Origin of the sequence: Candidatus Tisiphia endosymbiont of Nemotelus uliginosus, from assembly GCF_964264755.1 — a bacterium.
In the GTDB taxonomy this organism is placed as follows: Bacteria; Pseudomonadota; Alphaproteobacteria; order Rickettsiales; family Rickettsiaceae; genus Tisiphia.
In genome coordinates this window covers 232,987-258,476 of record NZ_OZ183481.1, presented here as the reverse complement: position 1 = coordinate 258,476, position 25,490 = coordinate 232,987, and the positions used below count along the sequence as shown (strand labels likewise).

Below are 25,490 nucleotides of genomic sequence, written 5' to 3'. Positions count from 1 at the left end.
TTACTGCTGCTCCCCCGTGTGTTCAACTCCTTTATGTAAAGCATATGGTATTAATTGCATAGTTTTTCCATCTTCCACATGATGCCAAGTCCAATCGTCTGGAGTTTCTTGTAACCCAGACACCTTATTTGCCATCCTTACATCCTTCTCACGAGTACAGGTTAATTTTTTTATTTCAATTGATATTTTTGCATGAGGAATACAGTCTGGATGACCATTTATTTTTACAGTACCATCTTGAAAACGTCTTATTTCATTACCTTGGTCATCTTCATCAAACTTACATAAACCGTTGATAAAACCAGTAAAATTGTTAGCTATTAGGTAAATATTATCCACCAAGGCTCTTGTCCTCTAGGAGATTCTTCCTCATGATCCCAAAAAAATATCTTTCCATATTTTTCTCCTTTAACACAAAGACATATTTCATTACCTAATGAATCGGTAGCAATAGTTAATAGCTCGTCTGGTATTCTATTTTGATGTACTCTCATCATTTCAAAAATATCGTAGTTCTTGGTTACTGCGTTACTGTCTAAGCAAATACTATAAAAAAAACGAACAGAATCAAAATCTGATCTACCATCTAAAAAATAATTTGCCATTTCAAAACAGTTCCAATATGGTTTACCACCATTATATGCTAGTAAAAACTCTCTATATTCTTTAGGTAACTCACAAATTTTTTTAGTTTCGATATTTTGCAACTCTTGATTTGTTACTTTATATTCACTTATTTTTGTTATTACTTTTTAATAACGATACTCCCCCGGTGTGCCAAACTTCTGTATGCAATTTTTTGGGTATTAACTGCATCGTTGTACCGTCTTCCACATGATGCCATGTATAGTCATCTGGCTTGCTGATTAGACCGGATTCTGCAGTTGCACGCCGTCCATCGCTTTTTCTCTTACCTGTTAAACCTTCTAACACCACTTCTTTAATTGCATAAGGAGTAAAATCTGGACAACCACTTTCTTTAAACCGAACTCCTTCAGGAAATAAGGTTTCTAATTCAACGCGAGTTGCCAATTAATGTAAGTGTAGAAGGTAGACTTTAAGAAGAGTATAGGTTATTTTATGATTTCCAATAACAAAAAATAACCTATGAAAAAAGATTTTACTGCAATTTATTGTTTTGTCGATGATTTTATAAAAAGTTTGTCAAATAATTTCCCTGCAATTAATAGTAGCATAGCTAGACCAGGTATAAGTAATTATTTATCCACAAGTGAAGTGCTAACAATATTACTTGGTTACTATGATTCTTGCTACGACTGTTTTAAACATTATTACAAGAGGCAATTATGCACGACCATCAAGAAGATTTTAAGCTTGTTAGTTACCAACATTTTACCAAATTAATAGGTAGAAATATGCCATATTTAGTGATATTATTGCATCATTTACTTAAGGAATGCACGAGTCTTTCTTTTGTTGATGCTACTAGTATAGCGGTATGCCAAAACTATCGCATCTATTCACATAAAGTTTTCCAAGGAATAGCAGCACGTGGCAAAACTACCAAAGGATGGTTCTTTGGCTTTAAATTACATTTAATTATTGATACAGATGGTAATTTGGTCAAGCTATCTTTTAGCAGTGGCAATAAAGATGATCGGAAAGGGCTAGAATCAATGATTAGTGGAATTTTTGGTAAAGTTTTTGGAGATCGTGGGTATATATCCCAAGAATTATTTACTGACCTATATTCGCAAGGTATTCAGCTAATAACGCGAGTAAAAAAGAATATGAAAAACATGTTAATGCCTATCATGGATAAGATTATACTGCTGAAGAGAGCTTTAATAGAAAGCGTAATAGGCAAACTTAAATTTCTTGATAAACTAGAGCATTCTAGGCATAGATCGGTTACTAATGCATTTAGCCATATGATATCTTGTTTAATCAATTATCAGCTGCAGGATCGTAAACCTTCTATCAAAAAATTACTTCCTATAGAAGCTTTTTATAACCAAAATTAATTGGCAACTCGCGTTATAAAAAAACAAAGAATTATAAAAATTTTGCTAATTAGCTATTAGTGGACAATAAAAAAGTAGTATAATGGATATTATAGTTGGAAGGAAAAGGTGAAAACAATGATAGAAGAAAAAAATAATATTAATTACCAACCAAGAATGTTTGTTGGTACCGATGACTTCTACGATTTGTTGATTAATAGCGACATATTTGTTGATAAGAGTCTAATGATCAAAGAATTATTAGAAGATAGTGGTAAAGTCACCTTAATCACCCGCCCAAGACGGTGGGGGAAGAGCTTGAATATGGATATGGTGCGAAGATTTTTTGAGATAGAGGTGGATGAGCAAGGGCGGATTCTGCCACAAGAACAAAAGATGAATTATAAACTATTTACTGGTGGAGAGGTAGACTTAGGTTTTGATGAAACTAAAGAACTAAAGCCATTAAAAATTGCTAATGTAGCAAACTCTATGAAACGTCAAGGTCAATTCCCAGTTATTATTATAAGTTTCAAAGGCGTTAGGGGCAGTAATTATGAAGAAATTGAAGTGGGGATCAAAAGTCAAATAATTAATTTATTTGCCAGGCATCGTTATTTAGAGCGTTATATAAAACAAGATGAAAAATTATTGATTGATGCACAAAAGGAAATATTACAAAGATATTTCACAGGCAAATTAATAGAAGATGACATTAAAAATAGTTTAAAATTTCTAAGTGATTTACTTTATAAACATTTTAATCAAAAAGTTTACATACTAATTGACGAGTATGATACGCCAATTAATAGTGCCTATATGAAATTTGGCAATAATTCAGAAGAGTTTGAGGAAGTATTAGCTCTATTCCGGGCAATATTTGGTAATAGTCTTAAAACCAATGATTCATTACAAAAAGGCATCATTACAGGCATATTGCGTGTTGCTAAGGCTAATTTGTTTTCAGATTTGAATAATTTAACTGAATGTAGTCTACTAGATGAGAATTTTAAAGACATCTATGGCTTTACTCAAGCAGAAGTTGATGAATTATTAACCAAAGTACCTCTTGAAACCAATCCAGAACAAATTAAAAATTGGTATAATGGCTATAATTTTGGTGGAGAAGTCATTTATAATCCTTGGTCAATTATGAGATGTTTAGCTCAGAAGGGCAAGCTGGATCATTATTGGATTGATAGTGGTGGAACTGGTTGGATTGATCATGTATTGCTCTCAGATGAGATGCAAACAGATATTCAGGCTTTAGTTGCAGGTAAAACTATTACTTCTTCTATTACTAAACATATAAATTTTGCTGATATCAACCAACCAGAAGGGTTATTTAGCTTATTATTATTTAGTGGTTACCTAAATACAACTACCAAGATGCCAGAAAGAGATATTTATGATTTATCTGCTCCTAACTACGAGGTGAAATATATTTATGAAAAGAGAATGCTACAATGGGTTACTAAACAAATAAAAATTGATAATTCTGGCTATTATTCTTTTGTTACTCTATTACCAGATGGTAAAATAGAGGCGTTTAAAGAGCGTCTGCAGGAATTGTTACTTAATTCTACTAGTTTTCATCAAATAGGAGAGAAAAAAGCCGAATTATTTTATAGTGGCTTTATGCTTGGCTTTATTAATATGTTAACTCCTAATTATATAATATCAAGTGAACAAGAATCAGGGGATGGCAGAGCTGACGTTGTGATGATTCCAAAAATTGGCAAAGGTGATAAAGCGATGATTATCGAGTATAAAATCGCTAAATCCTCAGAAGATTTGGCTCAAATAGCCAAAACTGGCTTACAACAAATTATAGATAAGAAATATGATACTAGGATAAAAGAATATCAGCATGTAAAACAAATACTCAAAATTTCGATGGCATTTTGTGGAAAAAATATGGAGTTAGAATATGAAGTAACGAAGCTCTAATAATAGAGCGTAAGCACTTGTATAATATGTATACATGGGTAACTACTAAAGATATGCTTCCCTGCTTTGCAATTTTTAGCAGTATAAATCACATTTTAAAACTATGTCGCCAAGTAAATTTTTGGTAAATGCTTCATCTACCATGTCACAATTGTCAAATTTCTGCTCCTCTGCTTTGGTAATAAAATTTTGCTCTTGAGTAGCAGCATTAACCATAATGTTAGCAATTTTCTTGTAAGCTGCAACCTTAAAATTTTCATCCTGATTTAGGCTGAATGTGTGGTGATAACATCTTTTGGCTTGTCCAAATAAACCTATAGATTCAAAATATCATATTGGAAAGTGTTACCTGAGATTTTAGAACAAGAAGAAAAGTTAGCGAATTTAGTCTCTATGGCATTAATAATAAAAAGTACCTTAGTAATATTCAATTTAATAAAGCGGTGACCAGAATATAAAAAATAGAACTTATACAAAAAATTATTGACTCAATATATTCTCTATATTATTATAATAAGGTACTTAATGCCTATTTTTAGGTAAGTCTTTTTTATAAACTTATATAAGAGGTAAATTTTCAATAAGAATTTTTTAAAGCTTATAATCTCAGATTTACGGATATGGATTCATCTTGGATGTAGTGATCAAGAAAAATTTCATTCGCAATTAGTTAGTTTTAATATTGAGTTAGAATTTACAGCCCCACCAAAAGGTACAACTACCGACAAACTTGAAGATACAATTTGTTATCTTGAGCTTGTTCAAAGTATTAAATTTCTTTGCCAAACTAAACAGTTTAATCTGATAGAACATTTAACGATAGAAGTTTATCATGCTATTGATAAATCTTTATTGAGATATCGTGATATTGTTCAATCGGTCAGTGTAACAACACGTAAAATGTCACCACCCATCCAAGATGTTCATGGAGATATTGCTTTTACTTACTGCTCTGCTTTATGTAGTAAAGGAGGGGACAATGATTTATATTAGCATTGGATCTAATTTAGGAAATCGTATTAATAACTTAAATATGGCTGTGAATTTATTAACACAAAGCTGTTTACGAAATTCTAAATCTTCAATTATACTTGAAACCGAAGCGATTTTGCCAGATAATACCCCTCCATCTTGGAATAAACCATTCTTAAACATGATCGTTGCGGGAGAGACGGATTTATCACCCGATGCACTACTTATAACCATGAAATCGATAGAATCTGATATGGGGCGATTGGCTATTTATGAAAAATGGGCACCTCGTATTATTGATCTAGATATTTTACTTTGGGATGAACTTGAGATCAATACTCCTCAGCTTACAATACCGCATCCAGAATTAAGTACTCGACCATTCTTACAACATCTTTTAGCCCTCATGGAAGTACAGCCCTGGACAAAGATGCCTTTAACAAATTCTTTTTCTAAAAGCTTTGTTCTAAATCCTGCAATTGTGGGGGTTGTTAACGTTACAAATGATTCCTTTTCAGATGGAGGACAATTTAACAATCCAGATAAAGCAATTGAGCAAATTCAAGAATTAGCTAGTGATGGTGCTAGTATTATTGAAATTGGGACTCAATCTACAAGACCAGGTGCTGTAATTCATACACCAGAGGAGGAATATAATAAATTAAAGCCTGTTCTAGATGGGATTACAACATTAATAAATAAAGGAATGCTTAAAGTTAGCATAGATAGTTTTTGGTCATCTACTGTTAAACGACTTCTTGAAAATTATCAGATTAGTTGGATTAATGATGTCAAAGGTGATTTTGATAATAGAACTCTGAAGAGCATTGCTGAGAAAGGTTGTAAACTATGTTTCATGCATTCATTGAGTATTCCACCTAATCAAGAATTAATTCTATCTTTAGAACATAGACCTATTAGTTTGATAAAAGAATGGGGAAAGCAATCCATTGAGCGTCTCTTAAATATCGGCTTTTCTCAAGAAAATATTATCCTTGATCCAGGTATCGGCTTTGGAAAATCGTCATATCAAAACATAGAGATTTTACGATATGTTCAAGAACTCAGGAGCTTAGATGTTCAAATTATGGTTGGACACTCCAGAAAATCCTATATTCAGGCATTTTCTACAGTTGATGCTAAAAATCGGGACATTGAAACTATTGCTACTTCCCTTGCATTAAAAGATAAGGTAGATTTTTTGCGTGTTCATAATGTAAGGAACCATATGCGATTTTTTACAACCTATCAAAGCTTTCATCAATAGGGTAATCATATGAAGATAATAGGTATCATGGCAGCAACGCAACAAGGAGTTATTGGTGATAGAAACTCTTTACCTTGGAGTTATCCTGAAGAACTTGAGCATTTTAGAGCTACAACTAGTGGACATATTATGATTATGGGACGAAAGACTTATAACATAATACCAAAAACTTCTCTAACTATAGTCAATTCAGGAGAATTTGGGGCTAGGAGCGATGGAGCGACGCCTATAAGTAATAGGCGAGCATTGAGCGACGACGTCACCAACTTCTCATCAATTGATTATAATAGAGATATTATTGTTTTTTCTCGTAATCATCATTGTATTTCCAACGATGTAAAGATAGTAAGTTCATTGAATGAGTTTCTAAAATATATTCAATCTTTAAACTTAGTAAAGAAACTTTTTATGATTGGAGGAGCTGAGATTGCTCATTTATTTTTAGAACATAATCTGATTTCTCATTTTATACTAACAAAAATACACCACTTATATTCTGGTGATACATCCATTGATTTAAGATATTTTAAAGGATGGGATGAAAAAATTTTAAAAGAACACCCTAATTATACTATTTGTAAGCTTACAAATATAAAGGAGATATCATGATATTTTGCACAAACCTTAATACATCTCTTGAGGTATTTCATTTACTTAAACATCCGTTTTATAAGTTATGGAATGAAGGATTGTTGAAACATGAAATATTACAAATCTATGTAAAAGAATACTATCATCATGTTTCTGCTTTTCCTAGATATATAAGCCAAATCCATACTCTTTGTGATAAGATTCAAGCAAGACAAATTTTGCTAAAGAATTTGATTGATGAGGAGAAAGGTGATGATAATCATCCTGAATTATGGTTACGCTTTGCTGAAGGGATAGGTGTATCAAGGGAATCAATCCCAAATTTTCCAGAATTAGTTTCAACTTGCAAACTAGTTGAAGGATATTTGGAGCTAGTGAGAACAGATTATCCGACGGGATTAGGGGCTTTATATGCCTATGAAAGGCAAACACCAGAAGTTGCTGCTTCTAAGATTGATGGTTTAAAAAAGCATTATGGAATTCAAGATAATAAAACATTGCAATTTTTTTCTGTTCATCAAGAAGCTGATAAATGGCATACAGAACAATTAGTTAGTCTGATAAAGTCTCTTAACAAAAACGATCAGCAGAAAGTTTTTTATGGAGCAAAAGAAGGAGCTAAATTACTATGGTTCTTTCTTGATGGGATGATGAAAATGGTAGAATGTCATGCTTGTTAAAGGTATAAAAACTCACAGGATTGAGGTTAATGATTGTTTGGAACAAATTTTAGATCAATATATCCAAGAGCTTGTAGATGAAGATATTGTTGCTATAACATCCAAGATAATTAGCATCATACAAGGACGTTTAGTTTCAAAGGATAGTATATGTAAGAATTTATTGATTAAGCAAGAAGCGGATTTAGTGTTGGAAACAGACCGTAATCCTTATGATCTTTATTTGACTATCAAGAATGGTATACTTATACCTTCTGCAGGTATAGATGAATCAAACGTACATGGAGTATATGTTTTGTATCCTGAGAATATTCAAAAAACAGTTATTTGGATATGGGAATATTTAAAAAAGAGACATAATCTTAAAAAGATTGGTGTTGTGATTACGGACAGCCATACAACAATCATGAGACGAGGTGTAACCGGTATCACTCTTGGTTGGTGTGGTTTTATACCCATTTATTCATATATTGATAAACCTGATCTTTATAATAGTCCATTAAGGGTTACACAAGTGAATATTTTAGATGCTTTGGCGACTTCAGCAGTTTTTGTTATGGGTGAAGGTAATGAACAAACTCCTATTGCTATCATTAAAGATGCACCTAAAATTTACTTTCTTGATAGACCTCCCACAATAGAAGAAGAGAAAAATATCTTGATTCCTATGGATGAAGATTTATATTCTCCGCTACTACGTGCTGCCAAATGGTGTCCAAAGTAAAGCAATGCTACTTGCTCAACAACAAATATCTACTTTCTTTCATTAGGTAGTTCAGCTAATTTCAAAAAGTCTGTTGTATATGAGTGCAAGAAGTGCGATAATATAGTAATAATTAAAATAGTTTTTAATTTTATGAAATTAATAAAGCTTTTCTTCCTTATTATATGTTCTTTTTTGATAGTTGGTTGTGATAACAAGCCTCAGGAAAAGAACTTAATAGTTGCGACTTCCGCAGATAATCCCCCTTACGAATTTATTCAAAATGGGCAAATAGTGGGACTTGACATTGATATTATTAATGCTATAGGAGAAAAATTAGAGAAGAAAGTTATAATTAAAAATTTTGATTTTAATGGCTTACTTGCATCCTTAGCTAGTGAAAATGTTGATATAGTAATTGCTGGATTAACAGTGACTGAAGAACGTAAGAAACACATTAGCTTTTCAGCCCCTTATGTAACAACTAACGTATCAGTATTATATAGAACAGCAGATGATTTGAAAAATGTTGGAGATTTGGATAATAAAATTGTTGGTGTGCAACTTGGTACAACATGGGCAGTGATAGTTCAGGATTTAGCCAAGCAGTTTAATATTAGAACAAATTATTTGTCAAATAATTTAATGCTAGTCGAAGAATTAAAATCGAAAGTTGTAGATGTGGTAGTATTAGAGGAATCGCAATCTAAGAAATTTATTGAGAATAATCCTGATCTTGCTAGTTTTAGTTTAACAGAATTCTCATCTGAGCTTGCTATCGCTATGCCAAAAGATTCTAAACTTGTTGAAAATATTGATAAAGCTATTAGTGAATTAAAAAAAGATGGTACAATTAGTCGCATTACTAAAAAATGGCTGCAATAGTGGATTCTGAACAATTTAAACAAGCTCTTAGCACTTTGCCTACGGGTGTTACTATTATTACTACTTTATACAATAACAAGCTATTTGGTTTTACGGCAGATTCTTTTACCTCGGTTTCCTTGTTACCGCCATTGGTATTGTTTTGTATTAATAAAAAATCCTTTAGTATGAGTGCTTTTACTGGTAGTGAGTATTTTGCTGTTAGTGTTCTAGCTGAAAATCAAGAGGATATTTCTAGACATTTTTCTAAGTTTAATACTGATAAATTTGCTGGTATTTCATATAATTTAGGACAAATTACTAATTGCCCTTTGATTGAAGGAGCAGTTTGCCATATTGAGTGCAACAAATTTAGTCAATATGAAGTGGGGGATCATGTTATATTGGTTGGTAAAGTGATAAGTACTATGGTAAAAAGTAATTTAAAACCATTGGTGCATTGTTTAAGGCAATATAGAGAGTTAAAATGATTTCTATAGGTATTTGTGGTGCTACCGGTAAAATGGGGCAGATGATAATTCAAAAAATGCATGGATTAAATAGCTGTACGCTTTCTGCTACATTTTCTAGAAAAAATAGCATAAGGGATTTTGCTGAATTTTGTCAAAATTCTGAGGTGATTATTGACTTTTCTAGTAGCGAGATATTGGACAAACTGCTTGATTATGCCATTATGTACAACAACAAATTAGTTATTGGTACTACTGGTCTGACTAACTATCAACTTGATCGTTTACATGAAGTTTCCAAAAGTCTAGCAATATTTTATTCAGCTAATATGAGTTTAGGGGCAAATTTACTAGCGATGCTAGCAAAAAAGGCGGCAGAAATTCTAGATAATACTTACGATATAGAGATTTTAGATTGTCACCATCGTATGAAAAAAGACGCTCCGTCTGGTACGGCTATAATGTTAGGTAAGGCTGTGGCAAAAGTTAGAAATTTAGATTTTAATCAATGTGCGATCTTTGATCGTACTGTAAAAGGACAAAGACAGGCTGGTGAAATTGGCATTACTTCTATTAGAGGTGGGCGTTTGCATGGAGAACACGAAGTATTATTTTTAGGAGATAACCAAACCATTACTCTGAAACATCATGGGTCAAGAGAGTCCTTTGCTGATGGGGCAATTCAGGCGGCAATCTGGATATCTGATAAACCACCGGCTCTTTATTCAATGAGCGATATGTTACCATATCTTCAAAAGTTTTAACAATTAACAAATATTTGTATTATTTACAGCTGTACATATTGACATAAAGCCATAATAGTAGTATAATTACGTGATATTGATGAATAATTATAGGAGTCACGATGTCTCGTAGATGTGAGCTTAGTGGAGTTGGTGTTTTACACGGTAATAAAGTGTCGCACTCGCAAAGAAAAACTAGAAGACGCTTTGAGCCAAATCTTAGAGTGGTAAGGTTTGCAAGTGAGCTTACTGGGCAGGAATACAAGCTTTCGGTAAATGCTAAATGTCTACGTTCTGTCGAGAAGGTAGGTGGTTTTGATGAATATATGCTTAAAATATCAAGTGATATACTTTCCGACAAAGCACAAGTGATTAAAAAAAAGATAGCTGAGAAAAAAGTTGGTGCTGTATTATGAAAGCTGGAATACATCCGAAATATAAAAAGTTCAAAATTATTATTAGTGATGATGTTTTTGAGACAAATTCTGGTGGTTATGCAGAAGAAATTTTGATGGATGTTGATTATAGGAAGCATCCAGCATGGACTAAAGAATCTGGAAATGTTGTTAACCAATCTAACAAAAATGTCAGTGACTTTAACAAAAAATTTGCTGGGCTTAGTTTCGGTAAAAAAGCCTAAGCAAGTTCTGCTTGTTCCTGAAGTTAGTTATATCTTTAATAATATCTATTATCGTGGGGTGGAGCAGTCTGGTAGCTCGTCAGGCTCATAACCTGAAGGTCGTTGGTTCAAATCCAACCCCCGCAACCAACTACAACGGTATTAGACCTCCTGCAGAACTCGCTTAGTGTAAGGATTTGAAGGGACGCTTCATCTCGAACCACAGCGTACTCTAATGTATGTGAGGATTTGAGCATGTACCCTACAATTTTTATTCTATAATTATAACAGCATAAAAACGTCATTGCGAGAATGTCACAACTGTCGAAAGTTAGAAAAGGAAGGGGTTTTAGACAGGATGGTTTAAAAGTTGTATGTGGTTAACGTCTATTAGCGAGGAAGACCCTAGGTCGACGAAGCAATCCATAAAAGTAACCAAAAGATGACCTATAACACCGATTCCTCTTCTAATTTTCGACAGCTGTGCGTCTCACGCCTCGTCGCAATGATGTCTTGGATATCTAAAACTTATTTGGGTTAGCTATAGAAGATGGGTATAAGAAAATTATGACGGAAAGATATTGTTTCAAAACTAATAAACTCATTCGTGATTTAGTACCAGGAATTATGCGTTCGCGTGGGATTTCGGTATTTGAACGCAGTATGAAAGAAGATGAACATATTCAGCGTCTTAAAGATAAATTGTTGGAAGAAACACAGGAAGTGATTGAGGCAAAAACACTAGATGAGGTTTCTGAAGAACTAGCTGATTTGCTTGAAGTGATTTATGCGTTAGGCAAAGAATACAACTTATCGATGGAACAAATTGAAACAAAGCGGCTTGTTAAGAAGCAGCAAAATGGTGGTTTTGATAATCGTATTTATAGCTCTCATATAGAAATGTCCTCTGACAACAAAGATATTAGTTATTTTTTAGCTAGACCAGAAAAATATCCTGAAATAAAACCATCTGATACGAAATAATTGTGAGCGGTCACGGTTTTTAGGTCATACGTCATTGCGAGGAGCCGCTTTGCGGCAACGCGGCAATCCAAAAATGGTTAGGAATGGATTGCTTCTTGGCTTACGCCTTCTCGCTAATAGACGTCTTGTACTTTAACTTTTTTTCCTTGAACGCTCACGGTTAAGCTATAGGTCTATCGAACTTTCTTAATAGAATCTAAAGTAGTCTCTAAAATCATACTTGCTGCAATTGAATCGTCTTTTTGGTTACGTTCTCGTCTCTTTACCCCTAACGATTTTAATAAGCTATTGGCAGCAAGGGAAGTAAGTCTTTCATCTTGTAGATATATAGGAAGATTTGTCGCAAAGCTTAGTTTTGTGCTGAATTTTAAAACAATTGTAGTTTGCTCACTAGAGTGACCATTCATACTAATAGGCAAACCTATGACTATACCACAGATGGAATAAGTTGCGATTAAATCTAATATTGACTTAATCTTATTTTCTTCTCTCGTTTCATAAATAGTTTTTATCGGCATAGCAATACTCTGTTCTTGATTTGAAATAGCGATGCCTGTTTTCCGTATTCCATAATCTATGGCAATAATTGGTTTATTAGCGTGTAGAAGCTGAAAAAATTCTTGCAATGTTGCTATTATCATGATACCTAAGTTACAATTTATACAAAGTACGTGTTTATTTATGTCAGAGCTAATTCAAAAACACCTAGATAGTAAATTAATAAAACTATCTTTAGTTTTTGCCCTTATTTATTTCATATTTTTTAATTCAGTAGTTTCTTGTTACAAATTCAGTTACTACAAGGTAACTTTTGTAAAAGCGATATTGGAGTTAGGTAAAGACTTTCTGTATATTTACTTTACTTGTTTTATCATTTTTTTTGGTTTAACTATCCATCGGCTTGTTTTTATAATTGGAACAATATTTTTATTTATAACAGGGGCAATTGCCAGCTATTACCTATATTTTTTTAGAATTTCTCCTACAAAAGAAATGATGGGTAGTTTTTTCTCCACCGATTTTAATGAAGTATACGAAATAGTCAGCATTAAGCTAGTTGTTTGGTTAGTTTTCAGTTTATTTAGCTGTGTTTATACAATGAAACACTTCTCCATTTTAGATAGTAAACTATTTGTTACAAAATTACTATCAGCAATTTGCCTTTTAATTACCGTTAATAATATTATCACACCACAGTTTAAATTGCTAGACAGTTATTTTCCTATTCAATATCTACATAATACATATTTATGTTTTTCTAATAGTAAACACACCATGCGTGAGGATATAAACAAGAAATTTTCTTTTGCCGATCAATCTGATCAAAATATTATAGCGGTACTTGTTATAGGAGAATCAGCCAGGTTTGATCATTTTGCTATTAACGGTTATACCAGGGATACTACACCATATTTAAGTACTGTTGAAAATCTTTTTTCATTTAAAGCACAGTCTTCGTCTAATCATACATATATTTCAGTTCCATCTCTTATGTCTCGCCATCCTGCTAGAGATTTAGAGAAAAGCATGGAAGACACGAGCTTCTTATCAGTTTTTACCACACTTGGTTTTAATACTAATTGGATTGGAACTCAAAGGTTGTTACAATGTTTAGATAGTAAAAAAAAATCTGCCATTTATGATGAGGTTAAGTTTACCATAGTACCAGGCGGCTCTGCTTTATTAAGAATGAATGAGTATGATGAAAAAATGTTACCTTATGTTAAAAGTATTGTAAATAATTCTACTACTAAAGAGGTTTTAGTTATTCATACAAGTGGTAGCCATTGGAAATATTCTGCTAGATATCCTAAAGAATTCCAAAAATTTATTCCTAAGTGTGATTCTTATGCTATGGTAGATCAAAGTGTTTGTAAGCCTGAAGAGTTAATTAATGATTACGATAACACTATTGCGTATACTGATTTTTTTTTATATAACGTAATAGATTTATTAAAAAATAATAATGCCATTTTAATGTATGTTTCTGATCACGGTGAATCTTTAGGAGAGCATGGTTATTACGGTCACGGTGGAACAATGACTCCAGAACAAACCACAGTACCTTTCTTAGTTTGGGTATCGGATGAATTTAAAAAGAAACATCCTGATTTGGTGAGTTCTATAGCTAATCATTTAGGTACTGAAATTAGTCATGACTATGTATTTCATTCGATTCTTAATTGTGTTGGTATCCGTTCGACAGTGATTGAAAAAAGTTTAAGCCTATGTGGTAAGAAGTAAAATGGCTAAAATTTACCTAATTGCTGGTGAAATATCAGGGGATTTTATAGGGAGCCGTTTGATACGAAGTCTAAAAGAACTCTATAAACTGGAGGAAATGAAGTTAGAGTTTGTTGGTGTTGGAGGACCCCAAATGGAAGAAGCGGGGTTAGAGCGTAGCCTTTTTCCGATTAGTCAAATAAATCTCATGGGCTTCGTCGAAATTATACCACATATTTTTAGGCTCACTAATTTAATTCAACAAACTATTGACGATATTATTCAACATAATCCAGATTTATTAATTACCATAGACTCACCAGGCTTTACTTATAGGGTGGCAAAGAAGGTTCGAGAAATTAGACCTAACTTAAAGATCATGCATATTGTTGCCCCATCAGTCTGGGCATACAAACCTTCTCGAGCTATGAAATACGCTAAAATTTACGATTGTTTGTTAGCTTTGCTGCCATTTGAGCCGCCATATTTCCAAAAAGTTGGGCTAGATTGTCGGTATATTGGTCATCCAATATTAGAACAGTATTTTTATGATGATCACGATAAACAACAATTAAAGCAAGAATTACAAATACCTATTCATTCAAAATTATTATGTGTTACTTGCGGTAGTCGTAAAGGTGAGATAATAAGGCATGCCCCTATCTTTATAGAAGCAATTAATTTATTAGCAAAGCAGTTCTCTAATCTTCAAGTGATATTTGTCCTGGCCGATCCTAGTCATCAGTCTTTAATTAAAGCATTTTTATCAGATGCAACATTCAATTACCAGTTCTCAAGTGATCGGCTTAAGATTTTTGCTGCCTCTGACCTTGCTTTAGCAAAATCTGGTACTAATACTTTAGAAATTGCTGCTTGTAATACGCCAATGATTGTTGCTTATAAATTAAATATCATAAGTTTTTTTCTAATAAAATTATTGATAAAAATACCTTACGTCTCTTTGATTAATATTATTGCTAATAAGGAAATATTACCAGAATTCATTCAATTTAACTGTACTAAATCAAATATAGTAGCAAGGCTTACATCACTGTTAGTTGATAAAGAAAAAGCTGCTGAACAAGTAAGAGAAAGCCAAAAAATCTTAATAGAATTAGGTTTAAAAGGGCATAATTCTCCATCAACTGTTGCAGCCCATATCATAAAGTCAGAATGTTTAAGCTGAAAAAATAAAAATATTCAATTTTATTGCAATAAGCTCTTAATAGTTTTTTCTTTACTGTTAATATTGTTTATCTCACTCTTAAGATGTAATTTCTCTGCTTGTTGTTTAGCTTTATCGCAATATTCTAAAGCTTTGTTGAAATCTCCCTTGCTAAAATAAGCATCTGAATAAGTTATATAAAAAAACATTTTTATTAGATTATCAGCCGTTTTCTCAATTAAATCATTATGCTTATTAAACTCTACTATTGCTTTATCAACTTGATTGGTCAAAATAAGGAGTTTTCCATATAATTCTATTGATTGTAAAAAGTCTCTAGTGTTATGAACTTCCTTAAATAGAGCTATTGCTTCTTGAATTGATTTAATAGACGTTTCTATTTCTAGTTTATTTCTATCAATTTTATTTGCTTTTTTATTTTTGGCTAAGACAAGATTAGCTTTATGGTAAAATAATTTCGCCTTTAAACCTCTCACATCATTATTCTTTATTGATTTACCTACTTTTATATTATTATATCTTTTAATTGCTGTATTTATTTTTTGTTCTGCCTTTTGATAATTACCAATTTTACAAAAATATGCCGAATATACATATAGAATTTTACATTTTAATATTTCTAAGCCTTCAGTTTTCTGCAAATATTTATTAACCTTATCAACTATCTTTAGAAAATTTTCATATTTTTCTTGGTGAAAATAGACCGAAGAAATCATCAAGTCCATTGCCGCAAGATCTTCATTATATTTATTCTTAAATTTAGTTTTAAATTGCCGACTAGTTTCAAGAAGTTGTTGAAAAGAATTAGTTAGCTTAAACTCATGCTCATTATCTATAAAAAACCGCAATAATGACTCAAACCATCTTAAATTTAAGGTAGAACAAATATTATCCTTACTGTCTAACGATTGACTAAGTTGATGACGTAATACTGCCTGTACTAGGCGATGAATAGCGATATTATCATTGTCATCATAATTGATCATTGAATATTGCCACAATAGAGCAATATGTTTGTTTAACGTTAATTGTGGAGATGGTAAATGAGGATAAGCTGTTTGTAACCATTTGAGTAATAGTTTACGAGAGATTTTATTTGGTGCTAGGTAAGCACATACTGTTAAAAGCTCAATAGCTATAGGTGGTCTATTATTAATTTTAGTATCTCTAACAATTGCCTCTAAACTAATATTCCAGGTTATTGCTACTGGGTAATTATAGGTATTTGTTTCATCTAAAAAAGTGTTGTCCGATAATAATTCTGTTTCATACTTTTTATAAAGATCCAAATATTCTGGAATAGTGATATGTTTTTGTTTAATGTAAGCACCAGCTTGCACCAGTGCTAAGGGTAAATATCCTAAAACTCCAACTAATTCTTTTATAGTATTTTGTTCTTCTGCTATATTTCGCTGTATTAAGGTCTTTATTGTTTTGATAGCCTCCTCTTCTGTCATGATATCAATAGGCAACACTGAAAACTTTGTTGGCCAATAACGCTGACGAGTTGTTAAAATCACATATCCGCCAGATTCTGGTAAAAATGGTTCGATTTCACGATAATTGTTTACGTTGTCATAAACTAAAAGCCACCCTGGATTTTTAGCTAGCCATTGTTTAACATAAGCGATAATGCTTTCTCTTGTATAGATGACTTCTGCATGTCCTAATAACTTAGCAAATTCAACATATTTATTATATAAATGATCAATATTTTCTGCAAGAAACCAAACTTTAAGTGTATAAGGATGTTTTGTATGATTCATATATTGCAAGGCTAATTGTGTTTTGCCTATTCCGCCAAGTCCAGCACATGCAGTAATTGCTAAATTACTTGTTACATCAGATGTATGATTGTAATGTAATTTATTATACAAATCCCTCAATAGTTTTTCTCTACCAATAAAAACATGATCTTGTCTAGGTATATTCCAGCTAGTTAGATTTTTAGGAAATATTATTGGATATTGTAGTTTAGACCATTGCACTTCTGCTTCTTGATTCTTAACTGTTTTTTCAATAGTTGGGCTAAATATTAAAAGATAAATACTACAAATAATCAAAACCAATACACCAATTATTGGTAGGTAAATATTCTTAGCCTTACCTTGAATATTTTTATCTGTTAAATGAGATTGAGGAGAAACTGAATCGGAATTATTTGATATAATATTATTATATCTTTCACTAAACTTAAGAATAGTGTTGTCTACATTCACATTAGAAAAAATTCTTGCGATAATTTCTAAGAAAATAAAATAATATTGCTTGGATGGGGATATGTCAATATATTCAAAGTTAGCTTGTTTAGGTAAAAATTTTATATATTGTTCTTCTTGCGGTGTAAGGAAAAATACTTTAGAGATATCCTGATCATTAGACATAATAATAGAACTATCACCTTCCTGTTGTTTATCTATATTATCTTCATTTACCGCTAAAACATAGATGGTACATTGCCTTAATTGCTTTTTGCCTCTGTGCTTGTGCTTGCCTAAAACTATAGGCGTATTCTTAAGGTATTCTAGCAGTTCTACAAAAACGGCTATTCCTATAAGTTGTAAATCACTACGTATCTTATTGATCAACAAGTTTAAATCATTGTTTCCTGAACCATTATTTTTTATGTCTTGCAAAACAATAAAAAATGATATGTTATCAGATTTTGTTAATATTAATATTTCCTTCAAGACTTTTCTGAATTTTTGTTGAATTAATAAACTGAAATAATAACTCTGTATTAGTTTGTATTTATCAGATTTTTCTATAAAGTTTATAATCCCCTCTCGGGCATTTGTTGATATTTTTCGTTTGATATTAGAAATATGACTTTCAATAGTTCTAATTTCAAGCTGTTTATCCTCATTTGATAGAAAATTAGCTATTCCTTTTGTATTTTTCCCATGCATAATGCATGCTATTACATCTATTTCTCTTGATGTAAATCTAATATTGTTAATTGTTAACAAATATTTTTTACAAATCTCTTGTGGACACAAGTTTTCTTTATTTTCCATAATATATATATTATTTAAACTACTATTCATACTCTTGAGGATTGTATTTAAAATATAAGATATAGTCTGCTTAATTCTCTGAATTATGTCTATGTATTTTTTACTTACGTATAATACTTAATGCTTTTTAATAATTGAAATAATGTATAATACTTAATATTTTTTAATTAATTAAATTTTTAAGGTTTTAATAAATATCTTCCAGGCTAGAATTACTTTAGTTATTTTAGACAGCCTCCTAGGAAGTTAAACTATAATTTAAATTATTTGTAAAATATAAAATATTTTAAACAGGCTCACTGCAACTATAGTAGATATTAATTATGCAAGATACAAATACTAACGATTTACGTAATATTATAAGTTCTATTAGTAGTAAATTGGACAAAAATGATATAGCAGCTGAAATACATTATAGGTTAAAAGATCCTTGTTCTGTTTTAAAGAAGATATTAAGAAAAACTATCACTTTGAAAGAATTAACTGATCTAATTGCTTTTAGAGTTATAGTTGATAAAAAAGAAGACTGTTATAAAGTATTGGCTATTATTTACAGTCTCTACTCTATTAATATCAAGAAGTCTAAAAACTATATTGCTAATCCTAAGGATAATGGATACCGTTCCTTACACGTCATAGTTGTAGTTGGTATCTATGAACGTAATATAGAAATACAAATACGGAGCAGGAGGATGCATAATATCGCAGAATCTGGCACAGCAAACCATGATAAATATAAAAAAAAGCAGGAAGTAAAGCTAAGAAAGTTACTTTCTAAACAGAAGATTAATACAACTGCTATTAATACTGAGATCAATAACGCATATAATATTTTTAGGCAATTTAATTGGACTATAGCAGAACTCGTTGCTTATGAGCAGGCAGTTGAAAATCTTTGTTATAATTTGTACGATGACAATTGAATAAAGTTATTGAGTAACTTTTCTGCCTGTCCAAAAGCTAAAAAAAATTAAAAATAAATTAAAATCTAAAACCTTATACTAATTTGCATTAGAAAATAAAGAAAAAATAAGAGAAGAAAAAGACCATTAGAAGAGAATGAAATGGCAGATAATATACAGTTTATAGGATGATCTAGACACTGTTAACAAAGGTATAATTTAATAGCAGCAAGAGCGATAAAAGAGAGGAAAGAAAGATCATCTTTTTCATATCGGACAGCAAGCCTCCGATTTTCTTTTATACCATGAATTGCAACAACAAAATTGAATTTTCCTATATCAATACCAATAAAATTATTATATAATAGCATACATACCTCGAGATATTTAATGTTTACGATTGTAAGCGGACGTGCAAAAGCATCCCCATTAACTATTTAAACGTCTCGGGGATTTGGGCTAGAGTACCAGGAACCGTTCGATATTAAAACTAATTGCTACACGGTCGCTCACACCCACACAACAATAGTCATTATTATGGCTATTGCTTAATACCCCTTAAAGTCAATATAAACCACTATTTACATTAGCTTCAATATCTATATACCATACTTTTAACTTACAATTGCTTCGTCGCTACTAAAGTATCTCCTCACTAATAGACATCTATGAATTTTGCTTAATGTTAGTCGGGTTAGCAATCCGAAACAACAATAATAATTTATTTAATCTAGACATCTGATGAAACTTAGTCTAATCTCCTTTAATTTACTTGATATTATTACTTAAATTAACTTAATTATGGATAATCTAAACCAAATATTAGAATCTGCTCAAAGCAGTATCGAGGCAACTCAAACTTTATCAGGATTACAACAAATTAGGGTAGAGTTTCTTGGCAAAAAAAGTTTACTCACTCAAGAAATGAAAAAACTGGGCGATCTTGAACCAAATGATCGCAAAAAGTTAGGTGAGATAGTTAATCTGCTTAAAGAGCAGATTAGTAATTTGCTACAAGCAAAACAAACTATTTTGGAGGAATTTGAATTAAATAAGCAATTTGCTGAAGAAAAGACAGATTTAACCATTCCAGCTAGACAGCACAAGAAGGGGAGCATTCACCCAATTACCCAAGCTACCGAAGAATTAATTCAAATATTTGCAAAATTTGGGCTAACCATTAAGGATGGTCCAAATATCGAAAATGACTGGTATAATTTCACTGCCCTCAATTTTTATGAAGACCACCCTGCCAGGCAGATGCATGACACTTTTTACCTAAAAGCAAAAGAAGGAGCCGATCCTCTGTTACTACGTACTCACACTTCAACAATACAAATTAGAACCATGCAAAATGATAAACCGCCTTTTAGGTTTATTGCTCCTGGTAGAACTTATAGATCAGATTCCGATATGACGCATACACCAATGTTCCATCAGATTGACGGTCTAGTACTCGATGAAAATATTAATATGGGGCATTTAAAATACCTTATCACGGAATTTATCAAAGACTTTTTTGAACAAACAAATATTGAAATACGTTTTAGACCAAGTTTCTTCCCATTTACTGAGCCATCTGCCGAAGTGGATATTAAGATGCCCGATAGCAATAAATGGCTTGAGGTACTTGGTTGCGGTATGGTTCATCCAAACGTTCTGAAAAATGTTAATGTAGATAGTGATCATTATCAAGGGTTTGCTTTTGGGCTAGGTGTTGAACGTTTTGCTATGTTAAAATACGGGATCAAAGATCTTAGGCAATTTTTTGAAGGAGATATAAGATGGTTAAAACACTATAATTTCTCTGCTTTTGATATACCAACTCTAGCTGGGGGGTTAACAAGATGAAATTTACTCTATCATGGTTAAAAAAATTCTTAGATACAGATGTTTCTGTTACAGATATTGCTGAACGCTTGACTATGCTCGGTCTAGAAGTAGAAGAAATCGTAGATAGAAGGGCGGAGCTAAAAGATTTTGAAGTAGCTCACATACTAGCTACTAAACCCCATCCTTCGGCAGATAAACTTAAGATATGTCAAGTCCAAACTAATGAAGGAATTTTACAGATAGTTTGCGGAGCAAGCAATGCTAGGGAGAATATTAAAGTAGTATTGGCAAAAATTGGTTGTGAAATTCCAAATGGTAAATTTAAAATTAAAGAATCAGTAATTCGTGGAGAAAAAAGTTGTGGTATGCTATGTTCGGAAGAGGAATTATTACTTGGTACTAATTCAGAAGGTATCATAGAACTACCGCAAGAGGCTAAAGTAGGCGAGTCACTTATACAATATTATGGGTATAACGATCCTGTCTTTGATATTAATGTTACCCCCAATCGTGGCGATGCTCTTGGCGTCTATGGTATAGCTAGAGATCTTGCTGCTAGTGGTATTGGTACACTTAAAGAACTAGAGACAGCGGAAATTGCCGGAGAATTTAAATCTAGCTTGAGTTTACAAGTAGAAAATAAAGAGGCGTGTCCTTTATTCGGATTTCGAGAAATAAGAAATTTACAAAATAGGCTAAGCCCTGATTGGTTAAAACAATTATTGCAAAATATTGGCGTAAAACCAGTTTCGGCTATAGTAGACGTTACTAACTACATATCATATAGCTTCGGACAACCAATGCATGCCTATGATAGAAGTAAATTATTAGATAATATCCAAGTTGCAACTCTTAAAGAAAAAACTAAATTTGCAGCTTTAAATGGCAAAGAATATGATTTAGATGCAGGAGATTTGGTAGTTCAAGATGACGGACAAGTACTTGCTCTTGCTGGTATTATAGGAGGAGATAGTAGTAGCTGTGGGCTTGAAACACAAAATATTCTGCTAGAAGCGGCATGTTTTTCTGCTAAATATATTACTAAAACTGGTAGGCGTCTGCAGATTGATACTGATTCGCGTTATCGTTTTGAACGTAATATTGATCAAAAATTTACCTTAAAAGCCTTAAATATTGCAAGTAAAATGATTTTAGCTATTTGTGGAGGTGAAATTTCTGATATAGTGTATAATGGGGAACTCACCCTTGAGCAAAAATCCCTGGTCTTCCCTATCAATTGCCTAGCTAAAATAACCGGTCTAAACCTAAGCAAAACCGAGATTTGTGATATTCTAAAGAAGCTTGGTTTTATTATAGATATAGTCAATTCAGGAGAATTTGGGGCTAGGAACGATGGAGCGACGCCTATAAGTAATAGGCGAGCATTGAGCGACGACGTCACCAACTTCTCATCAATTGACTATATAGGTGATAGCCTCAAACTTACCATACCCTCCTGGCGACATGACATCACAATTAAAGAAGATATTGTTGAAGAGATTGTTCGTATTTACGGTTATGACAAGTTACAGCCGGTTAAATTACCAGAGATACAACTAGCAAGGATTGTACCTAAAGAACAACGAAGAGTTTCTGATATTAAAAGAATTTTAGCCAGTTGCGGGTATGATGAGGTAGTAACAAACTCATTCATGGATAGTGAAATAGCAAAATTATTTGCTCCAATGAAAGAGGATCTATTTTTGCTAAATCCTATTAATGTTGATAATAATTATATGCGACCTAGCATCATTGCCAAATTACTTAAATTAGTGCAAAAGAATCTAACAAGATCCATCAAAGATATTGCTTTGATGGAATTGGGACCAATTTTTAACTCTTGCACATCCGATGGCGAATTGATTTTTGCTTCGGCGATAAGATGTGGGCTATATAACGAAAAAGATTGCCATTCTACAGCCCGCCCCGTAGATGTTTTTGACATTAAATCTGACTTAGAAAATGTTTTAAATTATACAGGTTTACCTATTGATAAGTGCCAATTTGCTCCTGTTGATTTACCTTATTACCATCCGACAAACTCAAACATTATAAAACTTGGTAAGAATGTCATAGCATATTTTGGACAAATTCATCCCTCTATATTAAAATATTTTGATATTGACTGCCAGATATTTGCCTTTGAGATAAATATTGCCAATATACCATTTGCTAAAGCAAAATTTGCTAAAAGAGACGAGTTTATTGTTTCCGACTTCCAACCAACCTTTAGAGACTATGCTTTTGTAGTTGATCTAGAACAACCGGTTGGCAAGATAATTGCTTATATCAAAAATTCTAATAAAAAACTGATAAAATCAGTTGATCTATTTGATGTTTATTCAGGAGATAAACTGCCTTCCGGTAAAAAATCGGTGGCAATTAAAGTGCAATTTCAAGCAGATGATCGGACGTTAAATGAAGCAGACTTAAATTTATTAAACCAGGAAGTTATTGCAACTGCTTACGAGAAATTCCAAGGTAAATTAAGAGAATAAATGTGAACGCTCAGCGTTTGATTATAGCTGACTTAAGCGGATGACGATCTAAGGCAAGTTTTAGATGCTTTGTTTGGATATGGGTGTATATTTGGGTAGTACTAATATCAGCATGCCCAAGTAGTTCTTGAATTACTCTAAGGTCTGCACCACCTTCTAGCAAATGGCTAGCAAAACTGTGACGTAAAGTGTGTGGGGAGATATTATCTGGATTTAACCCAGCCTTAATAGCTGCTTGTTTTAAAAGAATTGCAAAATTCTGTCTAGTCATATGACCACTAGCGGCAGAAGAACAAAATAAGTAAATTTGACTTTTTAAATGTTTTCTGCTGATAAAGTTACTGCGAATAGTTAAATAATCTAGCAAACTAAGGGCAGCCTGTTCATTGATGATCACCATTCTTTCTTTATTGCCCTTACCGGTTATAGAAAATATTCTTTTAATATTTTGGGATATTTGATTTACTAAAATATCAGTTAGTCTAATACTAACAAGCTCAGAAACACGTAACCCACTTGCATATAATAAATAAATCATTGCTTTTAGGCGTACGGAATCAGGGCTTTTATCTTGATTACAATATAAAAGTAAAGTTTTGATTTGATCGATCGATAATGTAGCAGGAAGTTTAGTTTGATATTTTGGTAGATCTACCATCAAAGTAGGATTATAATTTGTATGTTTTTCGCTAATTAAAAATTCATAATAGTTTTTTATAGTTGATATCTTCCGGTTAATTGATCTTGCTTGCAAGCCATTTTCTGCTAAATATTCGACCCAATCTCTAATATTTTCAGCTTTAATATTTAGCTCTAATAATTTATTTTGCAATAAAAATTTCTGAAAATCTAATAGATCGCATTTATAACTAACTATGGAATTATTAGCTACTCCACGCTCAGCTATCATCATTTCTAGGAATTGCTCAATAAACCCCATCATATTAGTATATTTTTTGTGGAGGCCAGGGCCGGAATCGAACCGGCGCATTGAGGATTTGCAGTCCACGGCATTACCACTTTGCTACCTAGCCCAAAGACGTTGAATCCTAACCAATATTAGAGGAAAAGGCAACTTATTTGTGAACCTTCATGGAAAAAAGTTTAAAGTGCAAGACGTCTATTAGCGAGGAACCGCTTTACAGCGACGCGGGAATCCAAAAATACTCAGAAAGGATTACCACGCTCACGTACGTTCGCAATGACCTTGTGCTTTAACTTTTTTCCATGAACGCTCACGAGGTAATGACTGCAAACGCTACAGAAGTTGGGTAATCGTCTGAAATAGATAAGTGAATTTTAATTTGTCCAAAATTCTGTTCAAATTTGTTTGGATTCTCAGGATGGCAAATCCAAACAAACGGTTTTCCTAAATCATCATTTAATACAGAGATGTCTTTAAATCGTAAATTTCTGCCAATTCCAACACCAAGGGCTTTACTAACTGCTTCTTTCGCAGCAAATCTTTTTGCCAAAAAACAACCATATCGGTCTTTACTTAGAGAGGTTAGCTTTTGCACTTCTTCTTTAGAAAGAATTCTGTCTATAAAACGTTGACCATATAGGTTTAATATCCTCTCTATTCTTGGAACTTGTACTATATCTGTACCAATGCCAATAATCATTTTTGTTCGTTATCACTGATATTATCATCAAACATTTGATCATCTAAATCAGAATAATCCTCAGTAACACTGATATCTGAGCCACTTGGTAAATAATCAAAGTCTTCTGTAACCTCATCAAGAGAAGAATCAGTGTTTTCTTCATCGATAGGATCGATTCTATTTTTTGTTCGAAGGCGTTTTAGCAATTGGGCTTTTAGGGTAGAAACTGTTACATGACCAGCTGCTATTTCACGTAATGCCAGCACAGTTGCCTTATCACCTTTAACGTTACTAATGGTCATTTTGCTACCAGAATTTATATCATTTGCTCTTTGAGCCGACAGAGCTACCAGCTCAAACCTATCATGAATTTTTCCAATACAATCTTCAATCGTTATTCTAGCCATAACATTCTCT

The 25,490-nt window shown here is 32.4% G+C and carries 28 protein-coding genes, 2 tRNA genes and 2 pseudogenes; 21 read left to right on the top strand and 11 right to left on the bottom strand.

The window, feature by feature from the left end:
* The 3 genes from ACFELW_RS01300 to ACFELW_RS01290 are packed head-to-tail and all read right to left on the bottom strand — an operon-like array spanning position 1 to position 1,032.
* On the bottom strand, positions 1 to 339 hold the full coding sequence (locus tag ACFELW_RS01300; RefSeq protein WP_375330193.1) for an HNH endonuclease: 339 nt from the start codon (positions 337 to 339) through the stop codon (positions 1 to 3).
* Positions 321 to 737 (bottom strand): SMI1/KNR4 family protein, encoded by a 417-nt coding sequence (locus ACFELW_RS01295; protein WP_375330484.1) that lies wholly within the window; start codon positions 735 to 737, stop codon positions 321 to 323. Before ACFELW_RS01295 ends, ACFELW_RS01300 begins: the two co-directional genes overlap by 19 nt.
* A complete protein-coding gene (locus tag ACFELW_RS01290) occupies positions 730 to 1,032 on the bottom strand; it encodes an HNH endonuclease (RefSeq protein WP_375330192.1) in 303 nt (100 codons plus the stop codon). Before ACFELW_RS01290 ends, ACFELW_RS01295 begins: the two co-directional genes overlap by 8 nt.
* A 75-nt stretch (positions 1,033 to 1,107) precedes the next feature.
* Here ACFELW_RS01290 and ACFELW_RS01285 point away from each other — a divergent pair, with 75 nt between their 5' ends.
* From ACFELW_RS01285 to ACFELW_RS01275, 3 genes are all read left to right on the top strand, one after another.
* Positions 1,108 to 1,365, top strand: coding sequence for a hypothetical protein (locus ACFELW_RS01285; protein WP_375330191.1), 258 nt, complete (start codon positions 1,108 to 1,110; stop codon positions 1,363 to 1,365).
* Positions 1,308 to 1,985 (top strand): IS982 family transposase, encoded by a 678-nt coding sequence (locus ACFELW_RS01280; RefSeq protein WP_375330190.1) that lies wholly within the window; start codon positions 1,308 to 1,310, stop codon positions 1,983 to 1,985. Before ACFELW_RS01285 ends, ACFELW_RS01280 begins: the two co-directional genes overlap by 58 nt.
* Positions 1,986 to 2,102: 117 nt before the next feature.
* Entirely contained in the window at positions 2,103 to 3,914 is a 1,812-nt protein-coding gene (locus ACFELW_RS01275) for an AAA family ATPase (protein ID WP_375330189.1), read from the top strand.
* Between the two features lie 75 nt (positions 3,915 to 3,989).
* Here ACFELW_RS01275 and ACFELW_RS01270 read toward each other — a convergent pair whose 3' ends face one another.
* Positions 3,990 to 4,130 (bottom strand): hypothetical protein, encoded by a 141-nt coding sequence (locus tag ACFELW_RS01270; RefSeq protein WP_375330188.1) that lies wholly within the window; start codon positions 4,128 to 4,130, stop codon positions 3,990 to 3,992.
* A 357-nt stretch (positions 4,131 to 4,487) separates the two neighbouring features.
* On the opposite strand from ACFELW_RS01270, the gene ACFELW_RS01265 reads away from it, so the two are divergent.
* The 12 genes from ACFELW_RS01265 to ACFELW_RS01210 all read left to right on the top strand — a co-directional run bounded on the left by ACFELW_RS01265 (position 4,488) and on the right by ACFELW_RS01210 (position 11,807).
* Complete coding sequence (locus ACFELW_RS01265) at positions 4,488 to 4,907, top strand: dihydroneopterin aldolase (protein ID WP_341759922.1); 420 nt, start codon at positions 4,488 to 4,490, stop codon at positions 4,905 to 4,907.
* Positions 4,894 to 6,153 carry a dihydropteroate synthase gene (gene folP / locus ACFELW_RS01260; protein WP_375330187.1) on the top strand — a complete coding sequence of 420 codons (1,260 nt, stop codon included), beginning with the start codon at positions 4,894 to 4,896 and terminating at the stop codon, positions 6,151 to 6,153. The genes ACFELW_RS01265 and folP overlap by 14 nt, the downstream gene beginning before the upstream one ends.
* 9 nt (positions 6,154 to 6,162) lie before the next feature.
* Positions 6,163 to 6,762 carry a dihydrofolate reductase gene (locus ACFELW_RS01255; protein ID WP_341759680.1) on the top strand — a complete coding sequence of 200 codons (600 nt, stop codon included), beginning with the start codon at positions 6,163 to 6,165 and terminating at the stop codon, positions 6,760 to 6,762.
* The gene (locus tag ACFELW_RS01250) at positions 6,759 to 7,424 is read left to right on the top strand and encodes a CADD family putative folate metabolism protein (protein WP_375330186.1); all 666 of its coding nucleotides are present in this window, start codon (positions 6,759 to 6,761) and stop codon (positions 7,422 to 7,424) included. The genes ACFELW_RS01255 and ACFELW_RS01250 overlap by 4 nt, the downstream gene beginning before the upstream one ends.
* Positions 7,414 to 8,148: a coenzyme F420-0:L-glutamate ligase gene (locus ACFELW_RS01245; RefSeq protein ID WP_341759678.1), complete on the top strand. Its 735-nt coding sequence runs from the start codon at positions 7,414 to 7,416 to the stop codon at positions 8,146 to 8,148. The genes ACFELW_RS01250 and ACFELW_RS01245 overlap by 11 nt, the downstream gene beginning before the upstream one ends.
* Positions 8,149 to 8,280: 132 nt before the next feature.
* On the top strand, positions 8,281 to 9,012 hold the full coding sequence (locus ACFELW_RS01240; RefSeq protein WP_094648650.1) for an ABC transporter substrate-binding protein: 732 nt from the start codon (positions 8,281 to 8,283) through the stop codon (positions 9,010 to 9,012).
* Positions 9,000 to 9,482, top strand: coding sequence for a flavin reductase family protein (locus ACFELW_RS01235; protein WP_375330185.1), 483 nt, complete (start codon positions 9,000 to 9,002; stop codon positions 9,480 to 9,482). The genes ACFELW_RS01240 and ACFELW_RS01235 overlap by 13 nt, the downstream gene beginning before the upstream one ends.
* Complete coding sequence (gene dapB / locus ACFELW_RS01230; RefSeq protein WP_375330184.1) at positions 9,479 to 10,225, top strand: 4-hydroxy-tetrahydrodipicolinate reductase; 747 nt, start codon at positions 9,479 to 9,481, stop codon at positions 10,223 to 10,225. The genes ACFELW_RS01235 and dapB overlap by 4 nt, the downstream gene beginning before the upstream one ends.
* Before the next feature lie 101 nt (positions 10,226 to 10,326).
* Positions 10,327 to 10,620 (top strand): 50S ribosomal protein L28, encoded by a 294-nt coding sequence (rpmB, locus tag ACFELW_RS01225; RefSeq protein WP_341759675.1) that lies wholly within the window; start codon positions 10,327 to 10,329, stop codon positions 10,618 to 10,620.
* Positions 10,617 to 10,844, top strand: a complete 228-nt coding sequence (gene rpmE, locus ACFELW_RS01220; protein WP_375330183.1) for a 50S ribosomal protein L31 — start codon at positions 10,617 to 10,619, stop codon at positions 10,842 to 10,844. The genes rpmB and rpmE overlap by 4 nt, the downstream gene beginning before the upstream one ends.
* Before the next feature lie 52 nt (positions 10,845 to 10,896).
* Positions 10,897 to 10,973, top strand: a tRNA-Met gene (locus ACFELW_RS01215).
* A 417-nt stretch (positions 10,974 to 11,390) separates the two neighbouring features.
* Positions 11,391 to 11,807, top strand: a complete 417-nt coding sequence (locus ACFELW_RS01210; RefSeq protein ID WP_375330182.1) for a nucleoside triphosphate pyrophosphohydrolase — start codon at positions 11,391 to 11,393, stop codon at positions 11,805 to 11,807.
* Positions 11,808 to 11,980: 173 nt separating this feature from the next.
* Here the strand turns inward: ACFELW_RS01210 and ruvX are convergent, their stop codons facing one another.
* Positions 11,981 to 12,448, bottom strand: a complete 468-nt coding sequence (ruvX, locus tag ACFELW_RS01205) for a Holliday junction resolvase RuvX (RefSeq protein WP_341759672.1) — start codon at positions 12,446 to 12,448, stop codon at positions 11,981 to 11,983.
* A 40-nt stretch (positions 12,449 to 12,488) separates the two neighbouring features.
* On the opposite strand from ruvX, the gene ACFELW_RS01200 reads away from it, so the two are divergent.
* Positions 12,489 to 14,051, top strand: coding sequence for a phosphoethanolamine transferase (locus ACFELW_RS01200; protein WP_375330181.1), 1,563 nt, complete (start codon positions 12,489 to 12,491; stop codon positions 14,049 to 14,051).
* 1 nt (position 14,052) lies between these two features.
* Positions 14,053 to 15,216, top strand: coding sequence for a lipid-A-disaccharide synthase (lpxB, locus tag ACFELW_RS01195; protein WP_375330180.1), 1,164 nt, complete (start codon positions 14,053 to 14,055; stop codon positions 15,214 to 15,216).
* Positions 15,217 to 15,236: 20 nt separating this feature from the next.
* Here the strand turns inward: lpxB and ACFELW_RS01190 are convergent, their stop codons facing one another.
* A complete protein-coding gene (locus tag ACFELW_RS01190) occupies positions 15,237 to 18,233 on the bottom strand; it encodes an NB-ARC domain-containing protein (protein ID WP_375330179.1) in 2,997 nt (998 codons plus the stop codon).
* Between the two features lie 323 nt (positions 18,234 to 18,556).
* Between ACFELW_RS01190 and ACFELW_RS01185 the strand changes: the two genes are divergently transcribed.
* Positions 18,557 to 19,156: a bifunctional (p)ppGpp synthetase/guanosine-3',5'-bis(diphosphate) 3'-pyrophosphohydrolase gene (locus ACFELW_RS01185; protein ID WP_375330178.1), complete on the top strand. Its 600-nt coding sequence runs from the start codon at positions 18,557 to 18,559 to the stop codon at positions 19,154 to 19,156.
* A gap of 182 nt (positions 19,157 to 19,338) precedes the next feature.
* Here ACFELW_RS01185 and ACFELW_RS01180 read toward each other — a convergent pair whose 3' ends face one another.
* Entirely contained in the window at positions 19,339 to 19,506 is a 168-nt protein-coding gene (locus ACFELW_RS01180; protein ID WP_341759667.1) for a hypothetical protein, read from the bottom strand.
* Between the two features lie 430 nt (positions 19,507 to 19,936).
* On the opposite strand from ACFELW_RS01180, the gene pheS reads away from it, so the two are divergent.
* The 3 genes and pseudogenes from pheS to ACFELW_RS01160 all read left to right on the top strand — a co-directional run.
* The gene (pheS, locus tag ACFELW_RS01175) at positions 19,937 to 20,986 is read left to right on the top strand and encodes a phenylalanine--tRNA ligase subunit alpha (RefSeq protein ID WP_341759666.1); all 1,050 of its coding nucleotides are present in this window, start codon (positions 19,937 to 19,939) and stop codon (positions 20,984 to 20,986) included.
* A pseudogene (gene pheT, locus ACFELW_RS01170) lies at positions 20,983 to 22,293 on the top strand (phenylalanine--tRNA ligase subunit beta); the annotation flags it as partial. The gene pheS and the pseudogene pheT, both read left to right, overlap by 4 nt.
* A 102-nt stretch (positions 22,294 to 22,395) precedes the next feature.
* Positions 22,396 to 23,466, top strand: a pseudogene (locus ACFELW_RS01160) (phenylalanine--tRNA ligase subunit beta); the annotation flags it as partial.
* 10 nt (positions 23,467 to 23,476) lie between these two features.
* Here the strand turns inward: ACFELW_RS01160 and ACFELW_RS01155 are convergent.
* The 4 genes from ACFELW_RS01155 to rpoZ all read right to left on the bottom strand — a co-directional run bounded on the left by ACFELW_RS01155 (position 23,477) and on the right by rpoZ (position 25,480).
* On the bottom strand, positions 23,477 to 24,406 hold the full coding sequence (locus ACFELW_RS01155; protein WP_375330483.1) for a site-specific tyrosine recombinase XerD: 930 nt from the start codon (positions 24,404 to 24,406) through the stop codon (positions 23,477 to 23,479).
* A 19-nt stretch (positions 24,407 to 24,425) separates the two neighbouring features.
* Positions 24,426 to 24,500, bottom strand: a tRNA-Cys gene (locus tag ACFELW_RS01150).
* 201 nt (positions 24,501 to 24,701) lie between these two features.
* Positions 24,702 to 25,091, bottom strand: coding sequence for a holo-ACP synthase (gene acpS / locus ACFELW_RS01145; protein WP_341759664.1), 390 nt, complete (start codon positions 25,089 to 25,091; stop codon positions 24,702 to 24,704).
* Positions 25,088 to 25,480: a DNA-directed RNA polymerase subunit omega gene (gene rpoZ, locus ACFELW_RS01140; RefSeq protein ID WP_341759663.1), complete on the bottom strand. Its 393-nt coding sequence runs from the start codon at positions 25,478 to 25,480 to the stop codon at positions 25,088 to 25,090. The genes acpS and rpoZ overlap by 4 nt, the downstream gene beginning before the upstream one ends.
* Positions 25,481 to 25,490: the final 10 nt, after the last annotated feature.

Coding starts and splice junctions, on each gene's coding strand:
- ACFELW_RS01255 (WP_341759680.1), top strand. CDS start 6,163: ATGAAGATAATAGGTATCATGGCAGCAACGCAACAAGGAGTTATTGGT.
- dapB (WP_375330184.1), top strand. CDS start 9,479: ATGATTTCTATAGGTATTTGTGGTGCTACCGGTAAAATGGGGCAGATG.
- ACFELW_RS01275 (WP_375330189.1), top strand. CDS start 2,103: ATGATAGAAGAAAAAAATAATATTAATTACCAACCAAGAATGTTTGTT.
- ACFELW_RS01250 (WP_375330186.1), top strand. CDS start 6,759: ATGATATTTTGCACAAACCTTAATACATCTCTTGAGGTATTTCATTTA.
- ACFELW_RS01190 (WP_375330179.1), bottom strand. CDS start 18,233: ATGGAAAATAAAGAAAACTTGTGTCCACAAGAGATTTGTAAAAAATAT.
- ACFELW_RS01245 (WP_341759678.1), top strand. CDS start 7,414: ATGCTTGTTAAAGGTATAAAAACTCACAGGATTGAGGTTAATGATTGT.
- ACFELW_RS01280 (WP_375330190.1), top strand. CDS start 1,308: ATGCACGACCATCAAGAAGATTTTAAGCTTGTTAGTTACCAACATTTT.
- ACFELW_RS01200 (WP_375330181.1), top strand. CDS start 12,489: ATGTCAGAGCTAATTCAAAAACACCTAGATAGTAAATTAATAAAACTA.
- ACFELW_RS01185 (WP_375330178.1), top strand. CDS start 18,557: ATGCAAGATACAAATACTAACGATTTACGTAATATTATAAGTTCTATT.
- ACFELW_RS01285 (WP_375330191.1), top strand. CDS start 1,108: ATGAAAAAAGATTTTACTGCAATTTATTGTTTTGTCGATGATTTTATA.
- pheS (WP_341759666.1), top strand. CDS start 19,937: ATGGATAATCTAAACCAAATATTAGAATCTGCTCAAAGCAGTATCGAG.
- ACFELW_RS01235 (WP_375330185.1), top strand. CDS start 9,000: ATGGCTGCAATAGTGGATTCTGAACAATTTAAACAAGCTCTTAGCACT.
- lpxB (WP_375330180.1), top strand. CDS start 14,053: ATGGCTAAAATTTACCTAATTGCTGGTGAAATATCAGGGGATTTTATA.
- folP (WP_375330187.1), top strand. CDS start 4,894: ATGATTTATATTAGCATTGGATCTAATTTAGGAAATCGTATTAATAAC.
- ruvX (WP_341759672.1), bottom strand. CDS start 12,448: ATGATAATAGCAACATTGCAAGAATTTTTTCAGCTTCTACACGCTAAT.
- ACFELW_RS01240 (WP_094648650.1), top strand. CDS start 8,281: ATGAAATTAATAAAGCTTTTCTTCCTTATTATATGTTCTTTTTTGATA.
- ACFELW_RS01270 (WP_375330188.1), bottom strand. CDS start 4,130: ATGGTTAATGCTGCTACTCAAGAGCAAAATTTTATTACCAAAGCAGAG.
- rpoZ (WP_341759663.1), bottom strand. CDS start 25,480: ATGGCTAGAATAACGATTGAAGATTGTATTGGAAAAATTCATGATAGG.
- ACFELW_RS01210 (WP_375330182.1), top strand. CDS start 11,391: ATGACGGAAAGATATTGTTTCAAAACTAATAAACTCATTCGTGATTTA.
- ACFELW_RS01180 (WP_341759667.1), bottom strand. CDS start 19,506: ATGCTATTATATAATAATTTTATTGGTATTGATATAGGAAAATTCAAT.
- acpS (WP_341759664.1), bottom strand. CDS start 25,091: ATGATTATTGGCATTGGTACAGATATAGTACAAGTTCCAAGAATAGAG.
- ACFELW_RS01155 (WP_375330483.1), bottom strand. CDS start 24,406: ATGGGGTTTATTGAGCAATTCCTAGAAATGATGATAGCTGAGCGTGGA.
- rpmB (WP_341759675.1), top strand. CDS start 10,327: ATGTCTCGTAGATGTGAGCTTAGTGGAGTTGGTGTTTTACACGGTAAT.
- rpmE (WP_375330183.1), top strand. CDS start 10,617: ATGAAAGCTGGAATACATCCGAAATATAAAAAGTTCAAAATTATTATT.